A 26,063-nucleotide genomic window follows, 5' to 3' on the forward strand; every position below is an offset into this window, starting at 1 on the left:
CCGCTACGACCTATCAACCGATAGGGCGCCTGCTCCCGCGACTGACAGCGCGAGCAGGCCGCCTGATATCGCGATGTCCTTCATCAGCATCTGCGCGTGCAGGAATGTGAGCATGGGATCGCCGTCACCCTGGCCGTAATGGCCGATGAAGCCGGCCGCGATTGTGAAGGCTGCGAGCACCAGCGCGACGTGTCGCGTCTGGAGGCCGAGCAGGATCGCCGCACCACCTGCTATCTCGAACAGCGGGACCGCAAGGGCGAAGAATGCCGGCATCGGAAAGCCGAGCCCACCGAAATAGCCAGTCGTGCCGGAAAAGTTCGTGAGTGCCTGGAAGCCCGACGGCAGGAACAGCACGGCGACCAGGATGCGGGCGGCGAGAAGAGACAGGTTCCTGAGCATTGGCGGCCTCCACCGCGTTCAGGATGCACCTGCGGCGGAGCAAAGTCATCAGTCGGAGAACTTTGGCCCTTGATCGCGCATGAAAAAAGCCCGGGACGAGCCCGGGCGATTTCTTGGGAGGAATTCGTATCGGTTAGCTGCGGCGGCCGTCGACCGACAGGGCGCCTGCGCCGAACGCTGCCAGCACGAACAGGCCGCCGGCGATGGCCAGGTTCTTCTGCAGGAACATCACCTGCACCTGGTCGGCGAAATCGAGGTGGGCAACGGCGGTCGCGGCCAGCGTGAAGACGGCGAGCAGGATCGCAGCGACGCGGGTCTTGAAGCCGAACAGGATGGCGATGCCGCCGACGAGTTCAACCAGACCGACGACGACCGTCGTTACGGTCGGCAGCGGTAGGCCGAGGCTGCCGAACCAGGCCGCGGTGCCACCGATGGCCGTCAGCTTGGCGAAGCCGGCGAGGATGAAGATGACCGACAGAAGGACGCGGCCGAGGAGGATGAGGGCAGGGGCGCCGGCGCCGAGGCCAGCCTTTTCGGACGTGAGAGAAGCGTTGGACATGTGCGTGGGCTCCGTGAATTTCGATGGCCCACATCTAGTCCATGCCGACTGTTCACTAAAGACGCGAATGTGTCGACAGATCGTTCACTAATGGAAAGGTTTGCTCGAAATCTGCATTGGGACGAATCGTTGGTCTCCATAAGGAAACGGCGCGGCATGTGACTGCCGCGCCGTATGAAGGGATCTGCTCGCCAGGGATCAGCCGGGACGGGTCATGTCCTCGGGGCGGACGATCCGGTCATAGTCCTCGGCGCTGACGAGGCCGGTTGCCAGCGCTTCCTCGCGCAGCGTGGTGCCGTTCTTGTGCGCGGTCTTGGCGATCTTGGCGGCGTTGTCGTAGCCGATGGTCGGGGCAAGGGCGGTGACCAGCATCAGCGAGCGGTCGAGGGCCGCCTTGATGTTGTCCTCGCGGGCTTCGATGCCGACGACGCAATTGTCGGTGAACGACACTGCCGCATCGGCCATCAGCTGCACCGACTGCAGGAAGTTGTAGGCCATCACAGGGTTGTAGACGTTGAGCTCGAAATGGCCCTGGCTGCCGGCGAAGGTGAGCGCTGCGTTGTTGCCGAACACCTGGACGCAGACCTGGGTCAGTGCCTCGCACTGGGTCGGATTGACCTTGCCCGGCATGATCGACGAGCCCGGCTCGTTCTCGGGCAGAGACAGCTCGCCGAGGCCCGAACGCGGGCCCGAACCGAGAAAGCGGATGTCGTTGGCGATCTTGAACAGGGCAGCGGCGGCCGAATTGATGGCGCCGTGCGAGAAGACCATGGAATCGTGGGCGGCAAGCGCTTCGAACTTGTTTGGCGCGGTGACGAAGGCGATGCCGGTGATCGCGGCAATGCTCTCAGCGACCTTCTCGGCGAAGCCGACAGGTGCATTGAGGCCGGTGCCGACGGCGGTGCCGCCCTGGGCCAGTTCCTGCAGGCCGGGCAGGGTCAGTTCGATGCGCTTGATCGACGAGGCGACCTGGGCGGCATAACCGCCGAATTCCTGGCCCAGCGTCAGCGGCGTCGCGTCCTGGGTGTGGGTGCGGCCGATCTTGATGATGTGGTCGAATTCGCGCGCCTTCTTGTCGAGAGCGGCATGCAGGTGCTTCAGCGCCGGCAGAAGGTCGTGGACGATGCGCTCGGCACAGGCGATGTGCATGGCCGTCGGATAGGTGTCGTTCGACGACTGGCTCATATTGACGTGGTCGTTGGGATGGACCGGCTTCTTAGAGCCCATCTCGCCGCCCAGCATCTCGATGGCGCGGTTGGAGATCACCTCATTGGCGTTCATGTTCGACTGCGTGCCCGAGCCGGTCTGCCAGACGACCAGCGGGAAGTGGTCGTTGAGCTTGCCGTCGATGACTTCCTGGGCAGCGGCGACAACGGTGTTGCCGATCTTGGGGTCGAGGCGACCGAGCGCCATGTTGGCTTCGGCGGCGGCGCGCTTGACGATGCCGAGAGCGCGGACGACCGACAGAGGCTGCTTTTCCCAGCCGATCTTGAAGTTGCCCAGCGAACGCTGAGCTTGCGCACCCCAGTAGCGGTCGGTGGCGACTTCGATCGGTCCGAAGGTGTCGGTCTCGGTTCTGGTCTTCTGGGCTGTCACGTCAGGTCTCCGAAAAAAAACGCGTTTCGGGCATCGGCGTATCGCGTTGCACACAAGGCATCAAGGGGAGATTGGCCCCGCGCGGAATCCTAATCGGTTCAAAGCCTTCGCGGGGTGCATGCCGGCTTTTACGGGGTGGCCTGGAGGCGGCAGGGTCTGGGGTGCCGGGGCTTTTTTCCAGCGGGTCGGCATTTCCCAAGGTTCAGCAGGTGCCGGAATCAGAACGCCTCCCGCATCTTTGGAGAATGCTGGGAGGCGTCCTATGCGTCCTTTGGTTTTCCTTCAGGATTTCTCCATCCGGACGTGCCTCGGACCACGCATAAATGCGCAAGCTGCCGAAAGGTTCCGTCGATTTGAATAAAATTTGCGGAATTTTTCCGGCAGTGCGGCTCAGGCTCCAGCGGCCTCGCTGCGTGCCCGGAACAGGCCCCACGAAAACCCTGCCTTTGCCCTGCTATGAACGAGCAGGACAGAGACAAGCAGAACCATCAGCAGTTCGGCCGCAGGCCCGGCCAACCAGATGCCGCGTTCGCCCATGAGATGCGGCAAGCCCAATGTCAGCGGTATTGCAAACGCATAGGTGCGCGCGATGCTGAGCAGGATGGCCCGTTTTGCGTCGCCGATCGCCTGGAAATAGCCCGACAGGATCATCGCCGGGCCGGCGACGACGTAAAGCGCGACGGTCATCGGCAGGATACGCGCCACCTCCCGCTGCGTTGCCATGTCGTCCACGAAGATCGAGCCAAGGCTTCCATGGGTCAGCAACATGACGGCTTCGAAAATGACGCAGTAGGCGAGCGCCAGCAACAAGCCCAGCTTCAGGCCGGCGTCCGACCGGTCCCACAGCATTGCGCCGAAATTGTTGCCGACGATCGTCTGCATCGCCATGTTCAACCCGAGCAGGGGCAGGAAGGCGAATGTCATGATCCTCGTGATGATGCCGTAGGCCGCCACGGTTGCGGCGTAGGCATCGCCCTCCCAGACCTGGTTTGAATAGATGACGACGGTGGCAAGCAGCGAAATGCCGATGAAGCTCAGGCTTTGCGGCGCGCCGAGTGTCAGAAGCTGACGCCATGCCGAGGTCCAGCGCAGCGACGGTATCGGCATGTATTGGAGCACCGTGCCGGCGCGCAGGCGGTAGACGATGATGAAGATCACTGCTGCCATCTGTGCCAGAGCCGTGCCGATTGCCGAGCCGGCAACGCCGTAGTCGAAGCCGACGATCAGCACGTAGTTCATTGCAGCGTTGGCGATGGAGGTCAGGAAGCTGGCCGCAGCCACAAGTCCGAGCCGTCCCTCGCTGCGCAAGCCGTCGCCATTGAGCGACAGCGCGAACATCAAGGGCGAACACCAGATCAGGATGGAGATGTAGGTATATCCCATCGCCGCCAGCGGTTCGGATCCATTGGCGAGCCAGAACGCCAGATCCTTGCCCACGAGCAGGAAGCCCGCGACGACCAGGGCGCATATGACAAGCGCCAGGCCGTGCGCGTCGAGGAATGTCTCGCGGGCCTGTGTCGTTTGGCCGGCGCCGAGCAGGCGGGCGAGCTGGCTCGCCATGCCGCTTGCCACCAGGGTCGAGAGCGCAACGAGCAGCATGAAGGCCGGGAACATCAGCGTCACCGCCGCCAGCGCGTCGGGCCCGACATATTCGCCCAGGAAATAAGCGTCGACGATGGCCAAAAGGCCGTTGGTGGCCATGATCAGGATGATCGGCGCGGCGGTTCTGAGAAAGAGGCCGGGCAAGGGCGCGCGAAGAAAGGCGTTCGCGCCTTTAGGCTCGAGGGAAGTCATTTCGTCGTCTCCGAAGTCGCATCAAACGGAGATCAAATGGGGCCCGCATTTCCATTGGTCTGATGCGTCGGTTTCGACTGGCACAGGGGAAGGATTTACCGTGCTTGCGCTGCGGGCGGCGGGCCCTTCATGCCCTGCCGCTCACTAGGCCGGCCAAAGCCTGCTGTCAATTGCTACAGGTCGCCAAACAAAAAAGGCGCCCGAAGGCGCCCTTTTGGCAGGCACCCGCAAGCCACTTCCGCGTTGCCTGGTTCCATCAGGCCATGCCGGGCACTTCGGAGAGGTCGAAATAGACCTCGAGGTCGCGCTCCCTGGCCAGCCGCACATCCTCATCCGCCCCTTTCGATGCCCCGGGCAACCGTAGCACGGCATCGCAATGGCGCAGCAGCCTGTCGGCCACCGGATAAGCGAACTCGTCGTAGAGCGGATCGCCGGCACCCTTCGAGCCGACCTGCCGTCCGAGTGGCAGCGCCACCCATTCGCCGATCATTGGTATGTGGCCGGCGCGAAACAGCGGAACGGCGACACTTTCAAGACGGCTCAGGTTTTCCTCCATCTTGACGGGGTCGTCGCCGGTGCCGGAGCGGTAAGGACCTGCGATCAGGATGAGCATCGGTTTCGTCGGAGTGTCCATGATATCTCCAGATATTGCACGAATCTGCACGATATTATTATGGCATCATGCGTGACCGTGCAATATCGTGTGGCATCGCAGGGTGGACGGAACCTCAAAGTGCTCACAAGCCAACGCAAGCGTTTGATCCTCGATCTCCTGGCCAGGGACGGGCAGGTCGTCGCCAAGCAGCTCAGTCACGAGCTGGAGCTTTCGGAAGACACCATCCGGCGCGACCTCAGGGAACTCGCTGCCGAGGGATTGCTGCTGCGCGTCCATGGTGGCGCAATGCCGGTCTCGCCAACCACGGTTCCGATCCATGAGCGTCGCGGGATTGCGCCGGACGCCAAGGTTGCACTCGGAAAGGTGGGCGCGACCTTGATCGAGGACGGCATGACGGTGGTGTTTGATGGCGGGACGTCGAACCTGGAAATCATCCGTCACCTGCCGGCCGGGGCCCGCTTTACCGCCATCACCCATAGCCCTTCGATTGCGGTTGCGCTGGAGGACAGGGTGCAGGTCGATGTCATGATCATCGGCGGCAGGCTGTTCCGTCACTCGATGGTGACTGTCGGGGCGCTGACCGCAGAGATGATCTCACGCATTCGCGCGGATCTCTTTTTCCTCGGCGCGACGGGCGTGCATCCAACTGCGGGGCTAACCACGGGCGACATGGAAGAGGCGGCCATCAAACGGCAGCTTGTTTCCTGTTCGGCGGAGACCGCCGTGCTGGCCACGAACGACAAGCTTGGCGCTGTGTCGCCGTTCCAGATCGGCGGGCTCGGCGACATCGCGATGCTCATTGTCGAGAGCGGCGTTGCGGACGAGCGAATTGCTGCCTTCGCCGACAGGGGCGTATCCGTCGTGCGCGCTCACTAATGCTTGAGGCAACCCGATCCAGTCATTTCGTCGTCTCCGGAAACGCATCAAACGGAGATCAAATGTGGTCCGCATTTCCATTGGTCTGATGCATCGGTTTCGACTGACACAGGTGAGGGCTTTGCCGTGCTTGCGCTGCGGGCGGCGGGCCCTTCATGCCCTGCGCGCTCACTAGGCCGGCCAAAGCCTGCCGTCAATTACGCTGTGCAGGCGTCAGGACAGGCCGCGTCGTCCAAAGCCGGAAGGTGCCGCGCGTCTTGGTTGAGCCATGCTGGCCTGCGGGGCAGGGGCGAGCGGAACCGTTTGCGGTCTCTCGGCGCGCCGATGCTGCGCGTGCACAGCGTTTTCAAGATCGCCAAGGATAGTGTCGAGGCCCGGTCCATTTGGCGGGCCATAGTTGTTCGATCCGCGGCTGCCCGGAAGACATCCGCATTCGACGATCTGCCAGATCGCGCCGATATAAGGAATCAGGAAGATCAGGCACCAGAAACCGGACTTGTCTCGATCGTGGAAGCGTTTCACCGTCGATGCCAGGTTGACCCAGAGGGCAAGACCGATGGCTGCAAGGACGACCAGCAACACGCTGCCCAATTCGCCGGTCAGCTTCCGCGGATCGGGGTTCGGCAGTGGTGCGCCATTGATCGCAATCACATAGACGACGCCCGCTCCGAGGCCCAGTATCAAGGCTATGGCCAACTGTGCCAGCCACCATTGCGCGCGGCCGATGCGTCCTGAAAAACCGAAGAGCAAGTTCATGACGAGAGCCCTTTGCTTGCAAGTGGCTCAAGTAAGCTGAGGTTTGGTAAAGAGCTCGTTTCGACAGAAGTATGTAAGGCGTCGCGTTCTGTTGACTATTGTCGTTGCGGTTAATGTTCGAAGAACAATCGTGCGCTGAGCCTGCCGCCAAACAAAAAGGGCGCCCAAGGCGCCCTTTCCGTATGCTTCTGGAAACAGGACTTCTTAGAAGTCCATGCCGCCACTCAAGCCCGCTCGCGGGCTTGAGCAATCTTAGATCATGAGCGTGCTTTATGGACTTCTTAGAAGTCCATGCCGCCCATGCCGCCCATGCCGCCGCCAGGCATACCGCCCGGCATGCCGCCGGCGGTGTCCTTCTTCGGGGCTTCGGCGATCATGGCCTCGGTGGTGACCAGCAGGCCAGCGACCGAAGCAGCGTCCTGCAGAGCCGTGCGGACAACCTTGACCGGATCGACGATACCGAAAGCGATCATGTCGCCGTATTCGCCGGTCTGGGCGTTGTAGCCGAACGTAGCCGTCTTGTTCTCGAGGATCTTGCCGGCAACGATCGAGGCTTCAGCGCCAGCGTTCGAAGCGATCTGGCGGGCCGGAGCCTGCAGAGCGCGACGGACGATGTTGATGCCGGCGACCTGGTCGGAGTTTTCGCCGACAGACTTGATGGCGAGCGACGAACGCAGCAGGGCCACGCCACCACCGGGAACGATGCCTTCTTCAACCGCAGCGCGGGTCGCGTTCAGGGCGTCATCGACGCGGTCCTTGCGCTCCTTGACTTCGATCTCGGTCGCACCGCCGACGCGGATGACGGCAACGCCGCCTGCCAGCTTGGCGAGACGTTCCTGCAGCTTCTCCTTGTCGTAGTCCGACGTGGTCTCTTCGATCTGCTGCTTGATCTGGGCAACGCGGCCCTGGATCTCGGCCTTCTTGCCGGCGCCGTCGACGATGGTGGTGTTCTCCTTGGAGATCGACACCTTCTTGGCGCGGCCGAGCATGTTGAGGCCGACGTTCTCGAGCTTGATGCCGAGGTCTTCCGAGATGACCTGGCCACCGGTCAGGATGGCGATGTCTTCCAGCATGGCCTTGCGGCGATCGCCGAAGCCCGGAGCCTTGACGGCAGCGATCTTCAGGCCGCCACGCAGCTTGTTGACGACGAGCGTGGCCAGAGCCTCGCCTTCGACGTCTTCCGAGATGATGAGCAGCGGCTTGGAGGTCTGCACGACGGCTTCGAGAACCGGCAGCATGGCCTGGAGGTTGGAGAGCTTCTTCTCGTGGAGAAGGATGTAGGCGTCTTCCAGCTCGGCAACCATCTTGTCCGGGTTGGTGACGAAGTAGGGCGACAGGTAGCCGCGGTCGAACTGCATGCCTTCGACGACTTCGAGCTCGGTCTCGGCGGTCTTGGCTTCTTCAACCGTGATGACGCCTTCATTGCCGACCTTCTGCATCGCTTCCGCGATCATCGAGCCGATTTCCTTCTCGCCGTTGGCCGAGATGGTGCCGACCTGAGCGACTTCTTCCGAAGTCTTGATCTTCTTCGAGCTCTTGACGAGGTGGGTGACGACTTCGGCAACAGCCAGGTCGATGCCGCGCTTCAGGTCCATCGGGTTCATGCCGGCGGCAACGGCCTTGTGGCCTTCCTGAACGATGGCCTGGGCCAGAACGGTAGCGGTCGTGGTGCCGTCGCCGGCGATGTCGTTGGTCTTCGAAGCAACTTCGCGGACCATCTGCGCGCCCATGTTCTCGAACTTGTCTTCAAGCTCGATTTCCTTGGCGACGGTGACGCCGTCCTTGGTGATGCGCGGGGCGCCGAACGACTTGTCGATGACGACGTTGCGGCCCTTCGGGCCGAGGGTCACCTTCACCGCGTCGGCGAGGATGTTGACACCGCGCAGCATGCGCTCGCGGGCGTCACGGGAGAACTTTACGTCTTTGGCAGCCATTTTAAGCTCCTCGATGGGCTTTGGATAAACGCAGCCCGAATTTCAGATTGGATGGTGCGGATGGGGTGGCGATTAGCCGATGATGCCCATGATGTCGGATTCCTTCATGATCAGAAGGTCTTCGCCATTGAGCTTCACTTCGGTGCCCGACCACTTGCCGAACAGCACGCGGTCACCAGCCTTGACATCAAGCGGAACCAGCTTGCCGGCTTCGTCGCGAGCGCCAGAGCCGACGGCGACGATTTCGCCTTCCTGCGGCTTTTCCTTGGCCGTATCGGGGATGATGATCCCGCCGGCGGTCTTGGATTCGGATTCGACCCGACGAACGACCACACGGTCATGAAGCGGGCGGAACTTCGACTTTGCCATTTGAAATGTCCTCGGTGAACAAGTGAGAGAGTTCCTCGGTCCGGCCTGGCCGGACTTGGTTAGCACTCACTTCGGGCGAGTGCTAACGTGCCGGTGAGATAGTCTTTCGCCCTTTTACTGTCAAGGGAACGACAGTTACGCGACAGGCGGATTTTCGTGGGAAATTATGCCCGAGCCTGGGCGATCGCCTTGCGGAAGTCGTCCGCCGTCATGCCGCGCCGGTAGAGCGCCTTGCCGACGAGGAAGCCGGGCGTGCCGCGAAGCTGGAGCGCGGTGGCTTGGGCGTTGCTGCGATCTATCAGGGCTTCGAGCTGATGTCGCCTGGCTTCGAGATCGCCGCGTGCGCTGTTCACGTCGATACCTGCGCCGGCAAGAAGGTCTGTAGTCCGACGATCGCTGAGCCGGTCCTGATTGGTAAGCAGTGAGTGCACGGCCTGCGCATAGCGCCCCTGGCCGTGGGACGCCAGCGCCAGCAATGCTGCATTGCGCGATGTGTCGCCGAAGATCGGCCAGTCGCGCATCACCAGCCGGATTTGCTTGTCCTCGTCCATGACCTTCAGCAGCTCGATATAGCAGAGCTTGCAATAGGGGCACTGGTAGTCGACGAACTCGACGACGGTCACATCGCCGTCGGGATTTCCGAGCGCCGGCAGGTCGGGGTCGAAGGCCACTTCATCGACCGTGGGCATGATCGCAGCCTGGGAAGGCCACGCGGCGAGCAGTCCGAAGCCCGCGGCCGCCTGCAGCAGCAGGCGACGGTTCGGCAGCCCGTTTTGCGGTCGCTGTGCTTCTGACATCGATGCAGCCTTTTCCCGACTTTCGCCGCGCATGTTTAACGCTGCCCTAATCGCCTGAGATTGGCACGACATTGTGATCGTCCTGGCATACTGCACTGCAAAATGGGTGCTTGAATGATAAGCATGCTTATAATATATGCCGCTCATGAAAAACGAAGGTATCGAAAGGCTGGGCTTCCTCATTCACGACGCAGCGCGGCTGATGCGGCGCTGCTTCGAGCAGCGTGGCAGCGAATATGGGCTGTCGGCGGCGCAGTGGCGGTTGCTGGTCAGGCTGATCAAGGAAGAGGGCGTGGCGCAGGCGCGTCTTGCCGAGCTCCTTGAAATCGAGCCGATCAGCGTTTCGCGGTTGCTGGACCGGATGGAAGAGGGCGGCTGGATCGAGCGCCGGCAGGGTGCTGCCGACAGGCGGGTGCGCATGATCTTCCCGACAGAGAAGACGCGCGCCGTGTTTGCCGAGGTCAGGGCGGTTGCTGGTGAAGTCTACGAACGGGCACTTGCCGGGCTTTCGACCGAAGAGCGCCTGGCGACAGTTCATGGCTTGCGGACCATCGTCGAAAACCTTTCCGCCGGCGAGGCGGCCGAGCCGAACAATTTGAGAGAGGCGAAGAAATGAACGCGGTGGCGAAAGTGAACGACAACAGCGCCAAGGTCGAACTGGAAAGCCCGGCGAGCCAGCCGCAGCCTGCGATCGCTGCCCCTGCGCCCGCGCCCAAGAAGCGTGGCCGCTTCGTGCTGATGGCGGCGCTGCCGCTCGCGCTGGTGGTCGGCGGCGGCTATTACTGGGTCACCGGCGGACGCTACCAGGAAACCGAGAACGCCAATCTGCGGCAGGCCAGGGTGAGCATCGCCTCTGAGGCTGCCGGGCGCATCGTCAAGGTCGACGTGACCGACAACACGCTGGTCAAGGCCGGCGATGTGCTGTTCGAGGTCGACCCGCAGCCCTACCAGATTGCCCTTGCACAGTCCGACGCGGCGCTGGCCGCAGCGCGGCTCAATGTCGAACAGCTGCGCGCTGCCTACAGCCAGGCCGTTGCCCAGGAACGCGTTGCCGCCAGCGGTCTCGACTATGCGCAGTCGCAGTTCGACCGCAGCAACGACCTTGTCGCCAAGGGCGTCAACACCAAGTCGTCGCTGGACGAGGCACGCATGGACCTCGACAAGGCCAAGGAACAGCACAGCGCAGCCGTTCAGGGTATTGCCAGCGCCAAGGCCGCGCTTGGCGGTAACCCCGACATCGCAACCGACCAGCATCCAACGGTCTTGTCGGCGCAGGCCGCGCGCGACAAGGCTGCCTACAACCTGGCCCAGACGACGGTGCGTGCGCCTGCCGACGGCACGGTCTCCCAGGCGGCTTCGTTCAAGGTCGGCCAGTTCGTCGGTGTCGGCACCCCGCTGTTCAGCCTGGTCGAAACTGGCGACACCTGGGTCGAGGCCAATTTCAAGGAAACCCAGCTCACCAACATGAAGCCCGGCCAGAAGGCCGAGATCGTGCTCGATACCTATCCCGACCGCACCTTCCACGGCACGGTCCAGGCCATTGGTGCCGGCACCGGTGCCGAGTTCTCGCTGCTGCCGGCCCAGAACGCCACCGGTAACTGGGTCAAGGTGACACAGCGTATCCCGGTGCGCGTCAAGGTCGAGACTGCTGATGCCGATATCGCGCTGCGCACCGGCATGAGCGCTACCGTGTCGATCGACACCGGGGTGTCGCGCGGTTTCGGCTCGGTCTTCGGGCACGCGGCCGCCGCCGAGTAAAGCAAAGGCTGCGCCAGCTGAGTTTGTTGACAGCCCCGGCCGTTTTGCGGCCGTGCTGGAATTTTGATGGTCCGGTCGCCGTCTGACGACCCCGTTAGTTCAAGGTCGCTCGCATGAGCCAACCAGCCGACAAGTCCTTCACCGAGGTGCCGCATCGCGGCCTGATCACCATCGCCATCATGCTGGCGACGGTCATGCAGGTGCTCGACACCACCATCGCAAACGTCGCCCTGCCGTCGATGGTAGGCGATCTCGGCGCCTCGCAGGACACCATCAACTGGGTGCTGACGTCCTACATCGTGGCGGCGGCCATCATGACGCCGCTGACCGGCTGGCTGGCCGACCGTTTCGGCGCCAAGCAGCTGTTTCTGGTCTCAGTGACCGGCTTCACCATCACCTCGATGATGTGCGGCGTTGCCTGGAATCTCGAGTCCATGGTGCTGTTCCGCCTGCTCCAGGGCGTGTTCGGTGCCTCGATCGTGCCGTTGAGCCAGACCTTCCTTCTCAACATCAACCCCAAGGAACGCCACGGCCAGGCCATGGCCATGTGGGGCGCCGGCATCATGGTCGGCCCCATCATCGGCCCGACCCTCGGCGGCTGGCTGACTGAGAGCTTCAACTGGCGTTGGGTTTTCTTCATCAACCTGCCGGTCGGCATCGCCGCCTTCCTGGGCTCTGCCGTCTATCTGCCGGCCGTGGCCAAGCGCCTGCGCGGCTTCGATTTCTTCGGCTTCGCCATGCTGTCTCTGGGTGTCGGCGCGCTGCAGTTGATGCTCGATCGAGGCGCCGAAGTCGACTGGTTCTCGTCGGTCGAAATCTGGATCGAACTCGGCCTGTCGATCACCGGCTTCTGGATCTTCATCGTCCATATGGCGACGTCGAAGAACACCTTCATCGACCCGAAGATCTTCACCGACCGCAATTTTGCGACCGGCCTGGTGTTCATCTTCGTGATCGGCGTGATCCTGCTTGCGAGCCTTGCGCTGCTGCCGCCCATGCTGGCGCGCATTTACGGCTATCCGACCATCACCACAGGCCTGGTGATGGCGCCGCGCGGCGTCGGCACCATGATCTCGATGCTGATGGTGGGGCGCCTGGTCCGCATCGTTGACGCACGTATCCTTGTCGTGACCGGGCTCGCCTTCACCGCGACCTCGCTATACTACATGACCGGGTTCACCCCCCAGATGGATGCCTTCCTTATCATCTCGACCGGCGTCATTCAGGGTATCGGCCTTGGCCTCGTGTTCGTGCCGCTGTCGACGATCGCCTTTGCGACGCTCGCGCCGCAATACCGCACCGATGCCGCGAGCCTGTTCAGCCTCGTCCGCAACATCGGTTCGTCGATCGGCATTTCCATCGTCTCGGTTGTGCTGTCGCGCAACATCCAGATCAACCATGCCGAGCTGTCGGCCAACATCACGCCGTTCAACCCGAATTTGACGGCTCTGTCTCCGGCTGCGGCTGCGGGCGACCCTACGGCGCTCACCCAGATCGACGGGCTGGTCAACATCCAGTCGCTGATGATCTCCTATGTCGACGACTTCAAGCTGATGATGATCGTCACCCTCTGCGCCATCCCGTTGGCATTCCTGCTGCGCAAGCCGAAGGCGCAGGTGACGGGTGGTGCGCCAGCGGCGCATATGGATTGATTGCCGAGGCTTGTGTGAAATGAAAAAGGCGCCCACCGGGCGCCTTTTTTCTTGGTGGCCGTATTGGGTGCGTCAGCTGACGATGCGCAGGTTGGACAATTCGTCGGCGATCTTCTTGAACGTGTCGACCAGATCGCCCGACGTCGTGTTGAAGAACAGCTTCACCGGCTTGCCGTTTGCGTCGCGGCGGGTCCGCGAATCCGATGCGCATGTGGTCAGCCCATCGATCTGCGACTGGGTCGCTTTTTTCTCTGCCGTTGTCCCGACCTTCGGATCGAGATCGAGGGCAACGGTCATGATGATGATGCCTGCCGACTTGGCGTTGGTGCAGGTCGCAGCCATGTGGTTGTTCATGGCGAGCGTATAGTTGTCGGTGGTGTGCGCCGTTTTGTCGAAGCCCTGCGGCTGATCCATGAACAGTCTGGGATCGTTTCCGCCCGGCAGCTTCTGGCCCGCATACCCGTAGGCGGAGTAGCTCGACTTTACGTTGCCCAGGTCCGTTACGTTGAAATAGGTTTGAGGGTAGTAAGTGTTGGCGCCGTCGGTCAGCACGATGACAATCTTGTCATTGCCTCTCTCGGTCTCCGGCCTGCCGCCGGTGAAGGGCAGGTTGCTCGACAGCACGCGCCAACCCCAGGCGAGCCCTTCCGGCACGTTGGTGGCGCCATCGGGTACCATGGCAGCGATGGCCGCCTTGATCGCGGTAAGGCCGGCCGATTTGGAAACGTCGGTCAATGGCGTGATTGGCTGTGTGCTGCAGCTGTAGTGCGGCCCGCTGTCGAGGGGCGCAGTCGTCCCGTAGCTTTGAACGTTTGTATAGTACTTCGAGACGTCCCGCAGACGGGTTGGCGCGTTCGTCGTCGTGAACGTGCTGGAGTTGCCAATGTCAGGCCACCAATTGTTGAGGGCGTTGTAGGACTTGCTGCCGCTCTTGGTCGTGTCCCATTCGTCGGGCGCAAACATCGGTACGAAATAGGTTTCCGGCTTCGATGACGTTGGCGTTGTGTCGAGTGAGTTGTAGGGCGCTGGCCGCGATTCGACGCAACCACCCCAGCTCGTGAACTGTTTGGTCTGGGTCTTGCCGGAGTTGGCGTAGACCTGCATGTCTTCATACAGCGAAAATCGGGTGAATGGCGCGCCATTGGCGGCGCCCCAGCCAGTGCCGACTTTCTTGAGCGTGGAACCGACGAGCTTGATCTCTTTTGTCGCTGAAAGCGTGATGGTGTTGGCGACGTCGAAGTTTTCGTAATGGACCGGCGATACGCCGTTTTGGTCCAGCCATGTTTCTTTGACATTGGCCGGGCCGACGTTCACCGACGCTGCAAATGGCACGATAGCGAACTGAACCGGTTTTTCGATCTGCTTCATTTGCTCGGCCTGCTTGGACATGTTGTCCACGAGCTGCGTCGCCGCCTGCTGAAGCAGGGCCATGCGCTTCTTGCCGGTGCCCGTGCCGGTGTAGTCCATCGAACCGGAGTTATCGAGAACGAGCGCGACCTCCAGGGTGTTCTTGAGGCGAATCTCCGACATAGCTGTAAAATTCAGCTGTGAGGAGGCGCTTTCCTTTCCGATCAGCGCGGCCGCTGCGGGGAGGAAATACGGGTCGTATTTCAGATTGGCTTCAAGCTTGAGCGTACCGCCGCCAGCACTGTTGTTTGGTAGCGTCACGGTGAGTGTGGTCTTGTTTGGGTCGATGCCGTTCAGGTTGATCTTGAAAAAATCGAGCGCATAAGCCTTGAGCTGATCGTCAGTCGCCCCGCCGATCAGTTGTCGCGCGGTTGCGATGCCCGCGGCATCGAGCGCGTTGCGCGTGATCTCACGCTGTCGCGACATCTCCGCATAGTCGATGGCGAGCGCCAGCGCTCCCATGATCGGCACCATGGCAGCAACGGTCATGATCGCGTAGTTGCCACGCGTGTCCTTCAGGAATTTGCGGATCATCAGATAGTCCCCAAGCACAAGCTCCGGACAATTCCATGGAAACGTTAAATTTGCGGTTCCTTAAATGACGCAAAATGCGGCGCTTGGATTAGCATGGCGATAACCAATCGATGCCAGGACCTGCGAGCCGTTATGCCACTGATGCCCAGACCGGCCGTAGCAAGATGCGGGCGAAAGCTCGTGACAGGCGCGCAGGGTTCGGATAATTCCGGGCTGCCCGGTCGCTCGACCTGGCTTTCCCTAGGGGATGGATCGAAGGACTGGCCATGGCGGGTATGCCGCAATCAATCGCGTCGCTTGAGGCACTCACTGGCGGCTACAGAGCCTTGCTCTGCGACGTCTGGGGCGTGATCCACAATGGCGTCAGCGCCTTCCCGGAGGCGGCCGCCGCCCTTGCTGCGGCCCGAGACAAGGGCGTGGCCGTGATCCTGATCACCAACGCTCCGCGTCCGCGCGACGGCGTGATCGCACAGCTTGCCAATCTCGGTGTTCCTGAAACAGCCTGGGACAGGGTCGTGACATCGGGTGACGTGACCCGTGACCTGATACGTTCCGGCCCGCGTAAGGTGTTCCATATCGGCCCCGAGCGCGATTATGCGCTCTATGACGGACTCGACGTCGAATTGGTCGAGGAATTCGAGGCGTCTGCGGTGGTCTGCACCGGCCTGTTCGACGACGAGATCGAGACGCCTGACGACTATGCGGAAATGCTGCGCCGCCTGCGCGCCCGCGATCTGCCTTTCATCTGCGCCAACCCCGATATCGTCGTCGAGCGCGGCCATCAGCTGATCTGGTGCGCCGGCGCGCTCGCTCGCGATTATGGCCAGCTCGGCGGACGCACGCTTGTCTCCGGCAAGCCGCACCGCCCGATCTACGAAGCAGCACTCCAGGCCGCCGGTGAAGTGCTCGGTCGCGAAGTGGCCAAGGCCGAGGCACTCGCCATCGGCGACGGCATGGTGACCGACGTCAAGGGCGCCGCCGAAAATGGTATCGACGTCCTCTACGTGTCAGGCGGTATCCACGCCCGCGACTATGGCGAGCCGCACGATCCCGATCCGGCGCGGCTTGCGGCCTTCCTCGACAAGCACGGCTACGCGCCGGTTGCCACCATTCCGAGGCTTCGTTAGGCAGCAAGATGGCAGAGGCTTTTCTGCGCGTTTCTGGCGAGGAACCGGTCCCGGCGCGGCTGCGCGGCGGGGTCGTTGCCATCGGCAATTTCGACGGTATCCACCGCGGCCATCAGGCCGTGCTGGAGCGCGCCCTTGAAGAAGCACGTCGCCGGGGCGTTCCGGCGCTGGTGCTTACCTTCGAGCCGCATCCGCGAAAAGTGTTCCGCCCCAACGTTCCGCTGTTTGTGCTGACGCCGCCGCATGTGAAGGCGCGCCTCATCGAGGCGCTTGGCTTCGACGGCGTCATCGAACGGCCGTTCACGCGCGCGTTTTCGAGCCAGTCGGCCGAGGATTTCGTTACGGCCATATTGCAGGACCAGCTCGGCATCAGCCATGTCGTCACCGGTTTCGATTTCCATTTCGGCAAGAACCGTCAGGGCGGCCCGGCCTTCCTGATGGAATCGGGAGAGCGCCACGGCTTTGGCGTGACGCTGGTCGATGCTTTCCGCGACGAAGGCGCCGAGATCGTCTCGTCGAGCCGCATACGTGAATTGCTGACCCAGGGCGAGGCGGCGGAGGCTGCGGGCTTGCTCGGCTACCGCTATACGGTCGAGGCCGAGGTGGTTGGCGGCGCGCAGCTCGGCCGCACGCTGGGCTTTCCGACCGCCAACATGCAGCTTTCGCCGGAGACCACGCTGAAAGAGGGCATCTATGCCGTCCGTTTTCGCCGTGCCGACGGCACGCTTCATGACGGCGTGGCGAGCTTCGGCCGCCGTCCCACGGTCGGCGACAATCTCGCGCCGCTGCTCGAAACCTTCGTCTTCGATTTCTCCGGCGATCTCTATGGCGAGATCGCCTCGGTGTCGTTCTTCGGTTACCTCAGGGGCGAGATCAAATTCGATGGCCTCGACCCGCTGGTCGCCCAGATGAAGCTGGACGAGGCCGAGGCGAGGGCGCTGTTGTCTGCCGTGCGCCCTCTCTCGGAACTGGATCAGGCCATCGCCTTCTAGGTGCGCCTCAGGCCGAAGCCGAAGCCGATATAGGTCACGCCCTGGAAGATCAGGTCGATGGCCAGGAACAGGCCAAGGATCCACAGGCTGTTGACCGGCCAGCCGCTGGCGATGATCAGGCCGGCAAGCACGGTGATGATGCCGCCGGCGATGACCCAGCCCCAGCCCTCGACGCCACGTCCGCTGAAGCCGATCCAGATGCGCACGAGCCCGGATGCAATCAGGCTGATGGCGAGGAAGAGCGTCATGACGCCTGCCGCAAGCACCGGGTTGGCGAAGGCCAGGTAACCGGCAACGACATACAGGATGCCGCTGAGCAGCCACCAGAAGAAGGTGCCCCAGCCCTTCACGCCAAAGGCGTGGACGATCTCGACGATGCCGCCAATGATCATCATCGTTCCGACGAAGAAGATCGAAGCTGCCGTCGCTACCAGAAGGTTGCCGGCGGCAATCACGCCGAGCACCAGGAGTGCAACGCCCAACAGGACGAACCAGCCCCATTTGGAGCGCAACGCAGCGACGTCGCCGCCGGGCATTTGATCGGAAATTGCCATCGGTCCTTCTCCTTCAAAAGTTGCCTGTCATCTATGCATGGCCGCAAGCCACGCATGAACGCTAGTACCGGCAGTTGAGTCCGTCCAGCATTCTCATGCGTTTGCAACCGGCCAAACCTTGCGCCAGATCAAGAATTTAAATCAAATTTTACCGAACTTGCGCCAAACCCGGGGGTGTCCTGACTGATATGTTTCGTGTACGCGGGGTTGTGATGGTTACTTTCGCTCGTATTTCGGCGGCAGCCTCCGTGCTTGCCTTGTCTGCTGTTCCTGCGTCGGCAGGCGAGGGCGGCGCTTTCGGCTGGATGAAGGGCGACTGGTATCTCACTGTCGGCGCCACCGGCATGGTTGCCCCGAGCTTCGAAGGCTCGAAGAAATACATGCTGAGTGCCGTGCCCATCATCTCGCTCGGCAAGGCCGGCAGCGAGACACGTTTCTCCTCGCGCAACGACAACATCTCACTCTCCTTGATCGACGATGGCGGCATCCGCGCCGGCCTGAGCGGTAAGATCATCTTCGGCCGCGACGCCAAGGACGAGTTGCAGGGCCTGCATGACGTCAAGTGGGGCGGTGAGGTCGGCGGTTTCTTCGAATTCTATCCCACCGACTGGATGCGCGCCCGCGCCGAGGTGCGCCACGGGATCCGCTCGCACAACGGCGTCGTTGCCGACATTTCGGTCGACGCCTTCCATGACGTGACACCGGCCATCCGTGTTTCCGGTGGCCCGCGCGCGTCCTTCGCCACGGCGGATTATTTCGACGCCTATTATGGCGTCAATGCGCAGGAAGCAGTCGATTCCGGGCTCAGCGAATACAAGCCTGGCGGCGGCATGAGGTCGGCTGGCGTCGGCGGCGCGATTACCTGGAAAGCGACCGACAACATCACGGCCAGCTTGTTCGGTGAATATGCGCGGCTGATGGGGCCTGCTGCCGATTCTTCCATCGTCAAGGAGCGCGGCTCGCGCGATCAGCTGACCATCGGCGTGTCGACAAGCTACCGCTTCGACTTCAACCTTTGATTTCGGCGAATTAGACGCTTTATTCCGCGCCTCGCCTCCGCTAAAAGCGCGGCCATGAGATTTCTGGCGCCCGTCTTCGCGATTGCCATACGAATTACGGGCCCGGCCTTCCGGGCGCGTTGACGCGTCCGCAAGTCCGGGACGACTTTGCTTGTGCGCCGCATGGCGCCATTTTCCAGATCATGACAGTTTGAGCCCGTGGCAAGATTGCCGGGCAAGGCGATGGCAAGACAGATGACCGATACGTCCGCAAAGATCGACTATTCCAAGACCCTTTACCTGCCGCAGACGGAGTTTCCGATGCGCGCCGGCCTGCCGGAGAAGGAGCCGGTGACGGTCGCCCGCTGGCAGAAAATGGACCTCTACAAGCGCCTGCGCGAGAGCGCGGCCGGCCGTGAGAAGTATGTCCTGCACGATGGCCCGCCCTACGCCAACGGCAACATCCACATCGGCCATGCGCTGAACAAGATCCTCAAGGACGTCATCACCCGCTCGTTCCAGATGCGCGGCTACGACTCGAACTACGTGCCGGGCTGGGACTGCCACGGCCTGCCGATCGAGTGGAAGATCGAGGAGAAGTATCGCGCCGCCGGCAAGAACAAGGACGAGGTCGAGATCAACGAGTTCCGCAAGGAATGTCGTGAATTCGCCGCGGGCTGGATTGGCGTTCAGGCAGCCGAGTTCCAGCGGCTCGGCGTCGTCGGCGATTTCAAGAACCCCTACACGACCATGAACTTCCACGCCGAGGCGCGCATCGCCGGCGAACTGTTGAAGTTCGCCATGTCGGGCCAGCTGTATCGCGGCTCCAAGCCGGTGATGTGGTCGGTGGTCGAGCGCACGGCACTCGCCGAGGCCGAAGTCGAGTATCAGGACTACGAGAGCGACACGATCTGGGTGAAGTTCCCGGTGGCATCTGGCTCGGATGCTCTGGCCGGTGCGAATGTCGTCATCTGGACGACCACGCCCTGGACCATCCCTGGCAACCGTGCGGTCGCCTATTCGACGCGCGTCGCCTACGGTCTCTACGAGGTCACCGCCGCCGAGAACGACTTCGGCCCACAGCCGGGTGAAAAGCTGATCTTTGCCGAAGCGCTTGCCGAAGAAGCTGCGACCAAGGCCAAGGTCACTTTGAATCAGCTTCGCAGTATCTCTGGTGAAGAGCTTGGAAAGCTTGTGCTTTCGCATCCGCTCGAAGGCCTTGGCGGGGGCTATGAATTCCCGGTTCCGATGCTGTCTGGCGGCCATGTCACCGACGACGCCGGCACCGGCTTCGTGCACACCGCGCCCGGCCATGGCCGCGAGGATTTCGATGCGTGGATGGATGCGGTTGCCGAACTCGAGAAGCGCGGCATCGATCCTGCGATCCCCTTCACCGTCGACGATGCCGGCTTCCTGACCAAGGACGCTCCCGGCTTCGGTCCCGATCGCGAAGGTGGGGCAGCCCGCGTCATCGACGACCATGGCAAGAAGGGCGACGCCAACAAGGCGGTGATCGAAGAACTGATCAAGCGCGGAGCGCTGTTTGCGCGTGGCCGTCTCAAACACAGCTATCCGCACAGCTGGCGTTCGAAGAAGCCCATCATCTTCCGCAACACGCCGCAGTGGTTCGTCTACATGGACAAGCAATTGGGCGATGGCACGACGCTGCGTAGCCGCGCGCTCCAGGCCATCGACGACACGCGCTTCGTGCCGTCAGCCGGCCAGACCCGTTTGCGCGCGATGATCGAGGATCGCCCCGACTGGGTGCTGTCGCGCCAGCGCGCCTGGGGCGTGCCGATCGCCATCTTTGCGGACGCCGACGGCAAGGTGCTGAAAGACGAGGCGGTCAATGCCCGTATCGTCGAGGCCTTCGAAGCCGAGGGCGCCGACGCCTGGTTCGCCAAGGGCGCGCGCGAGCGCTTCCTGGGTTCGCGCGCCAACGAGCCGTGGACGCAGGTGATGGACATCCTCGACGTCTGGTTCGACTCGGGCTCGACGCATGTGTTCACGCTGGAAGACCGTCCTGACATGAAGTGGCCGGCCGACGTCTACCTTGAGGGCTCGGACCAGCATCGTGGCTGGTTCCACTCGTCGTTGCTCGAAAGCTGCGGCACGCGCGGCCGCGCGCCCTACAACACGGTCGTCACCCATGGCTTCACCATGGACGAGGAAGGCCGCAAAATGTCCAAGTCGCTCGGCAACACGGTCGTGCCGCAGGACGTCATGAAGCAGTCGGGCGCCGACATCCTGCGCCTGTGGGTCATGACCACGGACTATTGGGAAGACCAGCGCCTCGGCAAGAACGTGCTGCAGACCAACATCGACGCCTATCGCAAGCTGCGCAACACCATCCGCTGGATGTTGGGCACGCTCGCCCATGACGACGGCGAGGAGGTGGCGCTGGCCGAGATGCCGGAACTGGAGCGGCTGATGCTGCACCGGCTCTCTGAGCTCGATGCACTGGTACGCAAGGGCTACGACGACTTTGAGTTCAAGCGCATCACCCGTGCGCTGATCGACTTCATGGTCGTCGAGCTCTCGGCCTTCTACTTCGACATCCGCAAGGACGTGCTCTACTGCGACGCTCCGTCGAGTGTGCGTCGTAAGGCTGCGGTCCATATCGTGCGCGAGCTGTTCAACTGCCTGGTCAAATGGCTGGCGCCGATGCTGCCCTTCACCACCGAAGAGGCATGGCTGGAGCGTCATCCTGAGGTCGAGTCTGTGCATCTCGAGCAGTTCCCCGACGTGCCGGCTGCCTGGCGCGACGAGGCGCTGGCAGAGAAGTGGCGCAAGATCCGCCATGTTCGCAGCGTTGTGACAGGCGCCCTGGAGCTCGAGCGTGCCAAGAAGACAATCGGCTCGCCTCTGGAGGCGGTTCCGGTCGTCTACATGAGCGATCCTGCGCTTGAAGAGGCTCTCGCCGGCATCGACCTGGCCGAAATCAGCATCACCAGCGATCTCGTCATCTCGCATGACGATGCACCTGCCGATGCCTTCGCCCTCCGCGAGGTTCCTGGCGTGGCTGTCGTGGTCGAAAAGGCGGAAGGCCGCGGGCTCGTGAAGTGCGCGCGCTCCTGGCGCTATACCGACGATGTCGGTTCGGACGCCGCTTTCGCTGACGTATCGGCGCGTGACGCAGTTGCCCTGCACGAGTTGCAGCGGCTCGGCCGGCTGTAGCCGGTGACGAAAATGCAACGACCGGGTGGTGATCGCCCTCCGGTCGTTGCCCTTGACCGGTCGTTAAGGTAAAAGCGCAAAACTCCGGCAGACAAATTGTCGCCGGAATTCCGTCGGATGAGCAAGACGGATCGGGGACCCGGCATCAGCCGGCATCTAGCGAGAGGCGTTCGAGTGAAAATCAATGGCATGACGGACCGCATCAGCGCGCGCGCAGCTTTGTTTGCGTCGCTCGCCGTTTCCGGCCTGGCGCTGTCGGGCTGCGTGAGCTCGCCGACCTACGGTACTGACAAGAGCGCTACCGAGCAGCTTGCGTCCGACCTGACCAACATCGTGTCGCTGAAGCCGAAGACCAACAACATCGAGTACAAGCCGCGCCCCGATCTGGTGAAGCCGAAAACCGGGACGGCTGCTGCACTGCCGGCACCGCAGGACAATATCGTCACCACTGCAAGTGCCGACTGGCCCGAATCGCCTGAGGCGCGCCGCGCCCGCATTCGCGACGACGCGACCAAGAATCGCGACAATCCGAATTTCGAGCCACAGGTCATCAACGACATGGCGTCGCTGAACGGCCCCGATATGAGCAAGTGGACGCCGGCCCAGCGCAAGATCGAGATCGAGCGTCGTTTGCGTGAGAACAAGCAGGGCAGCACCACGACCCGCAAATATCTCAGCGAGCCGCCGCTGGCCTATCGCCAGGCTGCGGCGACTGCGGCCCAGGACGAGCTCGGTGAAGACGAGATCAAGAAGGAACGCCGCAAGAAGAAGCTCGCCCAGAAGGGCAGCAGCTGGTGGCCGTTCTGATCCGGACTGCATGTACAGACTGAGCGAACGCCCTGACTGGTTCAGGGCGTTGTCGTTTTTGGAAGGCGACTAGTCCTCGCGCCGGTCCTTGAAGAAGCCCTTAAGCATCTCGGAGGCGCGTGTTTCGCCGATGCCGGCATAGACGTCTGGCGCGTGATGGCAGGTCGGGGAGGTGTAGAAACGGACGCCGCTGACCACCGCGCCGCCCTTGTCATCAGTCGCGCCGAAATAGAGCCGACGCAGGCGGGCAAACGAGATTGCGGCGGCGCACATCGTGCAAGGCTCGAGCGTCACGTAGAGGTCGAGCCCGGTGAGCCGCTCCTGGCCGAGCTTGGCGGAAGCTTCACGGATCGCCAGCATCTCGGCATGGGCGGTGGCGTCGTTGAGTTCGCGGGTGCGGTTGCCGGCGCGGGCGACGATTTCGGTGCCGTGCACGATCACGGCGCCGATCGGGACCTCGCCGCGCGCGGCTGCTGCCTCGGCTTCGGCGAAGGCCTGCGCCATGAAGTCCGGTCGTTTCACGCCTCAACCATCCTGTTACCCCTCGCTAACCCCTTAGCTTCCTGTTATCTAGCCGCCGAAAAGGGCAAAGGCCACCATGGACGACGATCGAAAGAAATTCCCGCGCAAGGGCGGCTCGAAGCCTGGCGGCGCAGGCAGCCGCGATGCGGGACCCAAGAAATTCGGCAAGCCGCGCAGCGAAGGCGGCGGCAAGCCCTTCGCCAAGAAGCCGTTCGTGAAGCGTGCTGAAGGTGCTGAGGGCGGTGAGCGTCCCAAGCGCGACTTCCGTCCGCGCGACGGCGAGGCTCGTCCCGAGCGCTCTTCGGCACCGTTCCGCAAGGGCCCGCGCCCTGAGGGCAAGCCCTACGAGAAGCGTGAAGGCGGCGACAGGCCCTATCGTGCGCGGCCGGCCGAGGGCGAGCGTCCGCACCGCGAGTTCCGCCCGCGCGACGGCGAAGCTCGCGCTGAGGGCGGCGAGCGCCCGTTCCGCAAGGGCCCGCGTCCCGAGGGCAGGCCCTATGAGAAGCGCGAGGGCGGCCGCTCCTTTGGTGGTGATAAGCCTTATCGTCCGCGTCCGACGGAAGGTGGCGAGCGTCCGCATCGCGAATTCCGTCCGCGCGACGGCGAAGCTCGCGCCGAGGGCGGCGAGCGTCCGTTCCGCAAGGGCCCGCGTCCCGAAGGCAAGCCTTATGAGAAGCGCGAGGGCGGCCGTTCCTTTGGTGGCGACAAGCCTTATCGTCCGCGTCCCGCTGAAGGCGGCGACCGTCCGCACCGCGAATTCCGCCCGCGCGACGGCGAAGCTCGCGCTGAAGGCGGCGACCGTCCGTTCCGCAAGGGGCCGCGCCCCGAGGGCAGGCCCTACGAAAAGCGCGACGGCGAGGCGAGGGCGTTCCGTCCGCGCCCCGATGGCGACCACCGCCCCAAGGCAGATGGATTCAAGCCGCGTTCGCGCGGTGCCGAGGACGCAGCGGAGCCGGGCGAGCGCATTGCCAAGCGCCTGGCGCGCGCCGGCATCGCCTCGCGTCGCGATGCCGAGGAGCTGATCGCCGCCGGCCGCATCAAGGTCAACGGCAAGGTGCTCTCGTCGCCGGCGTTCAACGTGATGCCCGACGATGTCATCTTCCTCGACGGTACCGAGATTCCGCCGATCGAGCGCACCCGGCTGTTCCTGTTCCACAAGCCGGCCGGCGTGGTGACAACCAATCGCGACCCGGAAGGCCGCAAGACCGTCTTCGACGTTCTGCCAGCCGAACTGCCGCGCCTGATGACCATCGGCCGTCTCGACATCAACACCGAGGGCCTGCTGCTGCTCACCAATGACGGCGGGCTGTCGCGCGTGCTCGAGCTGCCGGCAACCGGCTGGCTGCGCCGCTATCGCGTGCGCGTTCACGGCAAGATCGAGCAGAAGCAGCTCGACGAGCTCAAGGATGGCATTGCCATCGATGGCATCTTCTACGGTTCGGTCGAAGCGACGCTCGATCGCGAGCAGGGCTCCAACGCCTGGATCACCATTGGCCTGCGCGAAGGCAAGAACCGCGAGGTCAAGAACATCCTCGGTGCGCTCGGCCTCGAGGTAAACCGCCTCATCCGCATCTCCTACGGCCCCTTCCAGCTCGGCGAGCTGCCGGAAGGCCACGTCCAGGAGATCAAGGGCAAGATGCTGCGAGACCAGCTCGGCGAGCGTCTGATCGAGGAGTCGGGTGCCAATTTCGACGCCGACATCGTCAAGCCTTTCTCCAACAAACCGACGTTCCGCCGCGAGGAACGTCGCGACGACGATGCGCCGCGCGCGCCGCGTGCCGCCCGTCTCGACATCGGCGAGGGCGGCCTGATCAAGAACCGCAAGCGCGATCGCGAGCGTCACCGTGAGGAGGTGCTGGGCCGCCTGTCGACCGAGCGCCCCAGCTTCGGCGACAAGCCCAAGTTTGGCGACAAGCCCAAGTTTGGCGACAAGCCTGGATTTGGTGACAAGCCAAGGTTCAGCGACAAGCCCAAGTTTGGTGATAAGCCCAAATTTGGCGACAAGCCCAGCTTTGGCGATCGTCCAAAGTTCGGCGGCAAGAAGGGCGACGAGCGCGAGAAGAAGCCGTTCGAAACCCCCGGCGCACGCAAGGCCAATGTCTGGATGGCGCCGGGCGCACGTCCGCAGAGCGAAAAGGCCAAGGCTGACGCCGCGGCCAGGCCGCGCTCCGACAAGCCGCGCTTTGACAAGCCCAGAGGCGACAGGCCGGCCGGCGGCGTACCGCGTGGCGGCAAGCCTGGTGGTCCGCGCAAGGGCCGCGGCTGATGCGCGTAGTCGGCGGTGAATTGCGCGGCCGGGCTCTGGCCACGCCGCGCGATCACGCCATCCGTCCGACGACCGACAGGGCGCGCGAGGCCGTCTTCAATGTGCTCGCGCACCGTTTCGGCGATCGGCTCGAAGGCGCGCGGGTGCTCGACCTCTTTGCCGGCACAGGTGCGCTCGGCATCGAGGCGCTGTCGCGCGGCGCGTCCTACTGCGTCTTCATCGAGGAAACGGCCGAGGGGCGCGGCCTGATCCGCACCAATGTCGAGACCTTCGGGCTGACAGGCCGCACCAAGATCTTTCGCCGCGATGCAACTGGCCTTGGTGACGCCGGCACGCTGGGGCCGTTCGGCCTCGTCTTTGCCGATCCGCCCTATGGCAAGGGACTTGGCGAACGTGCCCTGCGCTCGGCCCGCGCCGGCGGCTGGCTGGCGCCGCGCGCGCTTTGCGTCGTCGAGGAAACGGCTTCGGTTGCTTTCGAGCCCGGCCCGGGCTTTTCGGTCGTCGACGAACGCTCTTATGGCGAAACCGTGGTTCGCTTCATCGAAGCCGAATAGCCATTGCGCCTGACTTCGG

Annotated in this window: 23 protein-coding genes; 11 read left to right on the top strand and 12 right to left on the bottom strand. The window is 63.1% G+C overall.

The window, feature by feature from the left end:
* Positions 1 to 3: 3 nt before the first annotated feature.
* From B015_RS0108060 to B015_RS0108080, 5 genes are all read right to left on the bottom strand, one after another.
* Positions 4 to 399, bottom strand: a complete 396-nt coding sequence (locus tag B015_RS0108060) for a DoxX family protein (protein WP_018427174.1) — start codon at positions 397 to 399, stop codon at positions 4 to 6.
* Between the two features lie 133 nt (positions 400 to 532).
* Positions 533 to 958: a DoxX family protein gene (locus tag B015_RS0108065; protein ID WP_018427175.1), complete on the bottom strand. Its 426-nt coding sequence runs from the start codon at positions 956 to 958 to the stop codon at positions 533 to 535.
* Between the two features lie 198 nt (positions 959 to 1,156).
* Positions 1,157 to 2,554, bottom strand: coding sequence for a class II fumarate hydratase (gene fumC / locus B015_RS0108070; protein WP_018427176.1), 1,398 nt, complete (start codon positions 2,552 to 2,554; stop codon positions 1,157 to 1,159).
* Between the two features lie 390 nt (positions 2,555 to 2,944).
* Entirely contained in the window at positions 2,945 to 4,348 is a 1,404-nt protein-coding gene (locus B015_RS0108075) for an MATE family efflux transporter (RefSeq protein WP_018427177.1), read from the bottom strand.
* Between the two features lie 256 nt (positions 4,349 to 4,604).
* On the bottom strand, positions 4,605 to 4,961 hold the full coding sequence (locus B015_RS0108080) for a hypothetical protein (protein ID WP_018427178.1): 357 nt from the start codon (positions 4,959 to 4,961) through the stop codon (positions 4,605 to 4,607).
* Positions 4,962 to 5,081: 120 nt separating this feature from the next.
* Between B015_RS0108080 and B015_RS0108085 the strand changes: the two genes are divergently transcribed.
* On the top strand, positions 5,082 to 5,840 hold the full coding sequence (locus B015_RS0108085; protein WP_026227018.1) for a DeoR/GlpR family DNA-binding transcription regulator: 759 nt from the start codon (positions 5,082 to 5,084) through the stop codon (positions 5,838 to 5,840).
* 213 nt (positions 5,841 to 6,053) lie between these two features.
* Here B015_RS0108085 and B015_RS30620 read toward each other — a convergent pair whose 3' ends face one another.
* The 4 genes from B015_RS30620 to B015_RS0108105 form a co-directional block, all read right to left on the bottom strand.
* The gene (locus B015_RS30620) at positions 6,054 to 6,596 is read right to left on the bottom strand and encodes a DUF805 domain-containing protein (protein WP_018427180.1); all 543 of its coding nucleotides are present in this window, start codon (positions 6,594 to 6,596) and stop codon (positions 6,054 to 6,056) included.
* A gap of 281 nt (positions 6,597 to 6,877) precedes the next feature.
* Complete coding sequence (gene groL, locus B015_RS0108095; protein WP_018427181.1) at positions 6,878 to 8,530, bottom strand: chaperonin GroEL; 1,653 nt, start codon at positions 8,528 to 8,530, stop codon at positions 6,878 to 6,880.
* Positions 8,531 to 8,602: 72 nt separating this feature from the next.
* Positions 8,603 to 8,899 (bottom strand): co-chaperone GroES, encoded by a 297-nt coding sequence (gene groES / locus B015_RS0108100; RefSeq protein ID WP_018427182.1) that lies wholly within the window; start codon positions 8,897 to 8,899, stop codon positions 8,603 to 8,605.
* A gap of 164 nt (positions 8,900 to 9,063) precedes the next feature.
* The gene (locus B015_RS0108105; protein WP_018427183.1) at positions 9,064 to 9,729 is read right to left on the bottom strand and encodes a DsbA family protein; all 666 of its coding nucleotides are present in this window, start codon (positions 9,727 to 9,729) and stop codon (positions 9,064 to 9,066) included.
* A gap of 112 nt (positions 9,730 to 9,841) precedes the next feature.
* Here B015_RS0108105 and B015_RS0108110 point away from each other — a divergent pair, with 112 nt between their 5' ends.
* The 3 genes from B015_RS0108110 (at position 9,842) to B015_RS0108120 (ending at position 13,106) form a co-directional block, all read left to right on the top strand.
* Positions 9,842 to 10,312, top strand: a complete 471-nt coding sequence (locus tag B015_RS0108110; protein ID WP_026227020.1) for a MarR family transcriptional regulator — start codon at positions 9,842 to 9,844, stop codon at positions 10,310 to 10,312.
* Positions 10,309 to 11,454, top strand: a complete 1,146-nt coding sequence (locus B015_RS0108115; protein WP_018427185.1) for an HlyD family secretion protein — start codon at positions 10,309 to 10,311, stop codon at positions 11,452 to 11,454. Before B015_RS0108110 ends, B015_RS0108115 begins: the two co-directional genes overlap by 4 nt.
* A gap of 113 nt (positions 11,455 to 11,567) precedes the next feature.
* Positions 11,568 to 13,106: a DHA2 family efflux MFS transporter permease subunit gene (locus B015_RS0108120; protein ID WP_018427186.1), complete on the top strand. Its 1,539-nt coding sequence runs from the start codon at positions 11,568 to 11,570 to the stop codon at positions 13,104 to 13,106.
* A gap of 72 nt (positions 13,107 to 13,178) precedes the next feature.
* Here B015_RS0108120 and B015_RS0108125 read toward each other — a convergent pair whose 3' ends face one another.
* On the bottom strand, positions 13,179 to 15,047 hold the full coding sequence (locus tag B015_RS0108125) for a TadE/TadG family type IV pilus assembly protein (protein WP_018427187.1): 1,869 nt from the start codon (positions 15,045 to 15,047) through the stop codon (positions 13,179 to 13,181).
* A gap of 266 nt (positions 15,048 to 15,313) precedes the next feature.
* Here B015_RS0108125 and B015_RS0108130 point away from each other — a divergent pair, with 266 nt between their 5' ends.
* Complete coding sequence (locus B015_RS0108130) at positions 15,314 to 16,174, top strand: TIGR01459 family HAD-type hydrolase (protein ID WP_018427188.1); 861 nt, start codon at positions 15,314 to 15,316, stop codon at positions 16,172 to 16,174.
* A gap of 8 nt (positions 16,175 to 16,182) precedes the next feature.
* Positions 16,183 to 17,166 carry a bifunctional riboflavin kinase/FAD synthetase gene (locus tag B015_RS0108135; RefSeq protein ID WP_018427189.1) on the top strand — a complete coding sequence of 328 codons (984 nt, stop codon included), beginning with the start codon at positions 16,183 to 16,185 and terminating at the stop codon, positions 17,164 to 17,166.
* Here the strand turns inward: B015_RS0108135 and B015_RS0108140 are convergent.
* Positions 17,163 to 17,720, bottom strand: coding sequence for an HdeD family acid-resistance protein (locus tag B015_RS0108140; protein ID WP_051091897.1), 558 nt, complete (start codon positions 17,718 to 17,720; stop codon positions 17,163 to 17,165). The genes B015_RS0108135 and B015_RS0108140 overlap by 4 nt on opposite strands.
* A gap of 212 nt (positions 17,721 to 17,932) precedes the next feature.
* On the opposite strand from B015_RS0108140, the gene B015_RS0108145 reads away from it, so the two are divergent.
* The 3 genes from B015_RS0108145 (at position 17,933) to B015_RS0108155 (ending at position 22,702) form a co-directional block, all read left to right on the top strand.
* A complete protein-coding gene (locus B015_RS0108145; RefSeq protein WP_018427191.1) occupies positions 17,933 to 18,739 on the top strand; it encodes a MipA/OmpV family protein in 807 nt (268 codons plus the stop codon).
* Positions 18,740 to 18,973: 234 nt separating this feature from the next.
* Positions 18,974 to 21,895, top strand: a complete 2,922-nt coding sequence (gene ileS, locus B015_RS0108150; protein ID WP_018427192.1) for an isoleucine--tRNA ligase — start codon at positions 18,974 to 18,976, stop codon at positions 21,893 to 21,895.
* A 189-nt stretch (positions 21,896 to 22,084) separates the two neighbouring features.
* Positions 22,085 to 22,702, top strand: a complete 618-nt coding sequence (locus B015_RS0108155; protein ID WP_026227021.1) for a hypothetical protein — start codon at positions 22,085 to 22,087, stop codon at positions 22,700 to 22,702.
* Positions 22,703 to 22,771: 69 nt separating this feature from the next.
* On the opposite strand, the gene B015_RS0108160 is transcribed toward B015_RS0108155, so the two are convergent.
* A complete protein-coding gene (locus B015_RS0108160; RefSeq protein WP_026227022.1) occupies positions 22,772 to 23,224 on the bottom strand; it encodes a nucleoside deaminase in 453 nt (150 codons plus the stop codon).
* Between the two features lie 76 nt (positions 23,225 to 23,300).
* On the opposite strand from B015_RS0108160, the gene B015_RS0108165 reads away from it, so the two are divergent.
* Both B015_RS0108165 and rsmD read left to right on the top strand, forming a co-directional pair.
* Complete coding sequence (locus B015_RS0108165) at positions 23,301 to 25,490, top strand: pseudouridine synthase (protein ID WP_018427195.1); 2,190 nt, start codon at positions 23,301 to 23,303, stop codon at positions 25,488 to 25,490.
* Entirely contained in the window at positions 25,490 to 26,044 is a 555-nt protein-coding gene (rsmD, locus tag B015_RS0108170) for a 16S rRNA (guanine(966)-N(2))-methyltransferase RsmD (RefSeq protein ID WP_018427196.1), read from the top strand. Before B015_RS0108165 ends, rsmD begins: the two co-directional genes overlap by 1 nt.
* Positions 26,045 to 26,063: the final 19 nt, after the last annotated feature.

Origin of the sequence: Hoeflea sp. 108 (genome assembly GCF_000372965.1) — a bacterium.
GTDB lineage: Bacteria > Pseudomonadota > Alphaproteobacteria > Rhizobiales > Rhizobiaceae > Aminobacter.

What these genes read in the sequence shown, in the direction of transcription:
- B015_RS0108060 (WP_018427174.1), bottom strand. Translation starts at nt 399, where the DNA reads ATGCTCAGGAACCTGTCTCTTCTCGCCGCCCGCATCCTGGTCGCCGTG.
- B015_RS0108065 (WP_018427175.1), bottom strand. Translation starts at nt 958, where the DNA reads ATGTCCAACGCTTCTCTCACGTCCGAAAAGGCTGGCCTCGGCGCCGGC.
- B015_RS0108075 (WP_018427177.1), bottom strand. Translation starts at nt 4,348, where the DNA reads ATGACTTCCCTCGAGCCTAAAGGCGCGAACGCCTTTCTTCGCGCGCCC.
- B015_RS0108080 (WP_018427178.1), bottom strand. Translation starts at nt 4,961, where the DNA reads ATGCTCATCCTGATCGCAGGTCCTTACCGCTCCGGCACCGGCGACGAC.
- B015_RS30620 (WP_018427180.1), bottom strand. Translation starts at nt 6,596, where the DNA reads ATGAACTTGCTCTTCGGTTTTTCAGGACGCATCGGCCGCGCGCAATGG.
- groL (WP_018427181.1), bottom strand. Translation starts at nt 8,530, where the DNA reads ATGGCTGCCAAAGACGTAAAGTTCTCCCGTGACGCCCGCGAGCGCATG.
- groES (WP_018427182.1), bottom strand. Translation starts at nt 8,899, where the DNA reads ATGGCAAAGTCGAAGTTCCGCCCGCTTCATGACCGTGTGGTCGTTCGT.
- B015_RS0108105 (WP_018427183.1), bottom strand. Translation starts at nt 9,729, where the DNA reads ATGCGCGGCGAAAGTCGGGAAAAGGCTGCATCGATGTCAGAAGCACAG.
- B015_RS0108110 (WP_026227020.1), top strand. Translation starts at nt 9,842, where the DNA reads ATGAAAAACGAAGGTATCGAAAGGCTGGGCTTCCTCATTCACGACGCA.
- B015_RS0108115 (WP_018427185.1), top strand. Translation starts at nt 10,309, where the DNA reads ATGAACGCGGTGGCGAAAGTGAACGACAACAGCGCCAAGGTCGAACTG.
- B015_RS0108120 (WP_018427186.1), top strand. Translation starts at nt 11,568, where the DNA reads ATGAGCCAACCAGCCGACAAGTCCTTCACCGAGGTGCCGCATCGCGGC.
- B015_RS0108125 (WP_018427187.1), bottom strand. Translation starts at nt 15,047, where the DNA reads ATGATCCGCAAATTCCTGAAGGACACGCGTGGCAACTACGCGATCATG.
- B015_RS0108130 (WP_018427188.1), top strand. Translation starts at nt 15,314, where the DNA reads ATGGCGGGTATGCCGCAATCAATCGCGTCGCTTGAGGCACTCACTGGC.
- B015_RS0108135 (WP_018427189.1), top strand. Translation starts at nt 16,183, where the DNA reads ATGGCAGAGGCTTTTCTGCGCGTTTCTGGCGAGGAACCGGTCCCGGCG.
- B015_RS0108140 (WP_051091897.1), bottom strand. Translation starts at nt 17,720, where the DNA reads ATGGCAATTTCCGATCAAATGCCCGGCGGCGACGTCGCTGCGTTGCGC.
- B015_RS0108145 (WP_018427191.1), top strand. Translation starts at nt 17,933, where the DNA reads ATGGTTACTTTCGCTCGTATTTCGGCGGCAGCCTCCGTGCTTGCCTTG.
- ileS (WP_018427192.1), top strand. Translation starts at nt 18,974, where the DNA reads ATGACCGATACGTCCGCAAAGATCGACTATTCCAAGACCCTTTACCTG.
- B015_RS0108155 (WP_026227021.1), top strand. Translation starts at nt 22,085, where the DNA reads ATGACGGACCGCATCAGCGCGCGCGCAGCTTTGTTTGCGTCGCTCGCC.
- B015_RS0108165 (WP_018427195.1), top strand. Translation starts at nt 23,301, where the DNA reads ATGGACGACGATCGAAAGAAATTCCCGCGCAAGGGCGGCTCGAAGCCT.
- rsmD (WP_018427196.1), top strand. Translation starts at nt 25,490, where the DNA reads ATGCGCGTAGTCGGCGGTGAATTGCGCGGCCGGGCTCTGGCCACGCCG.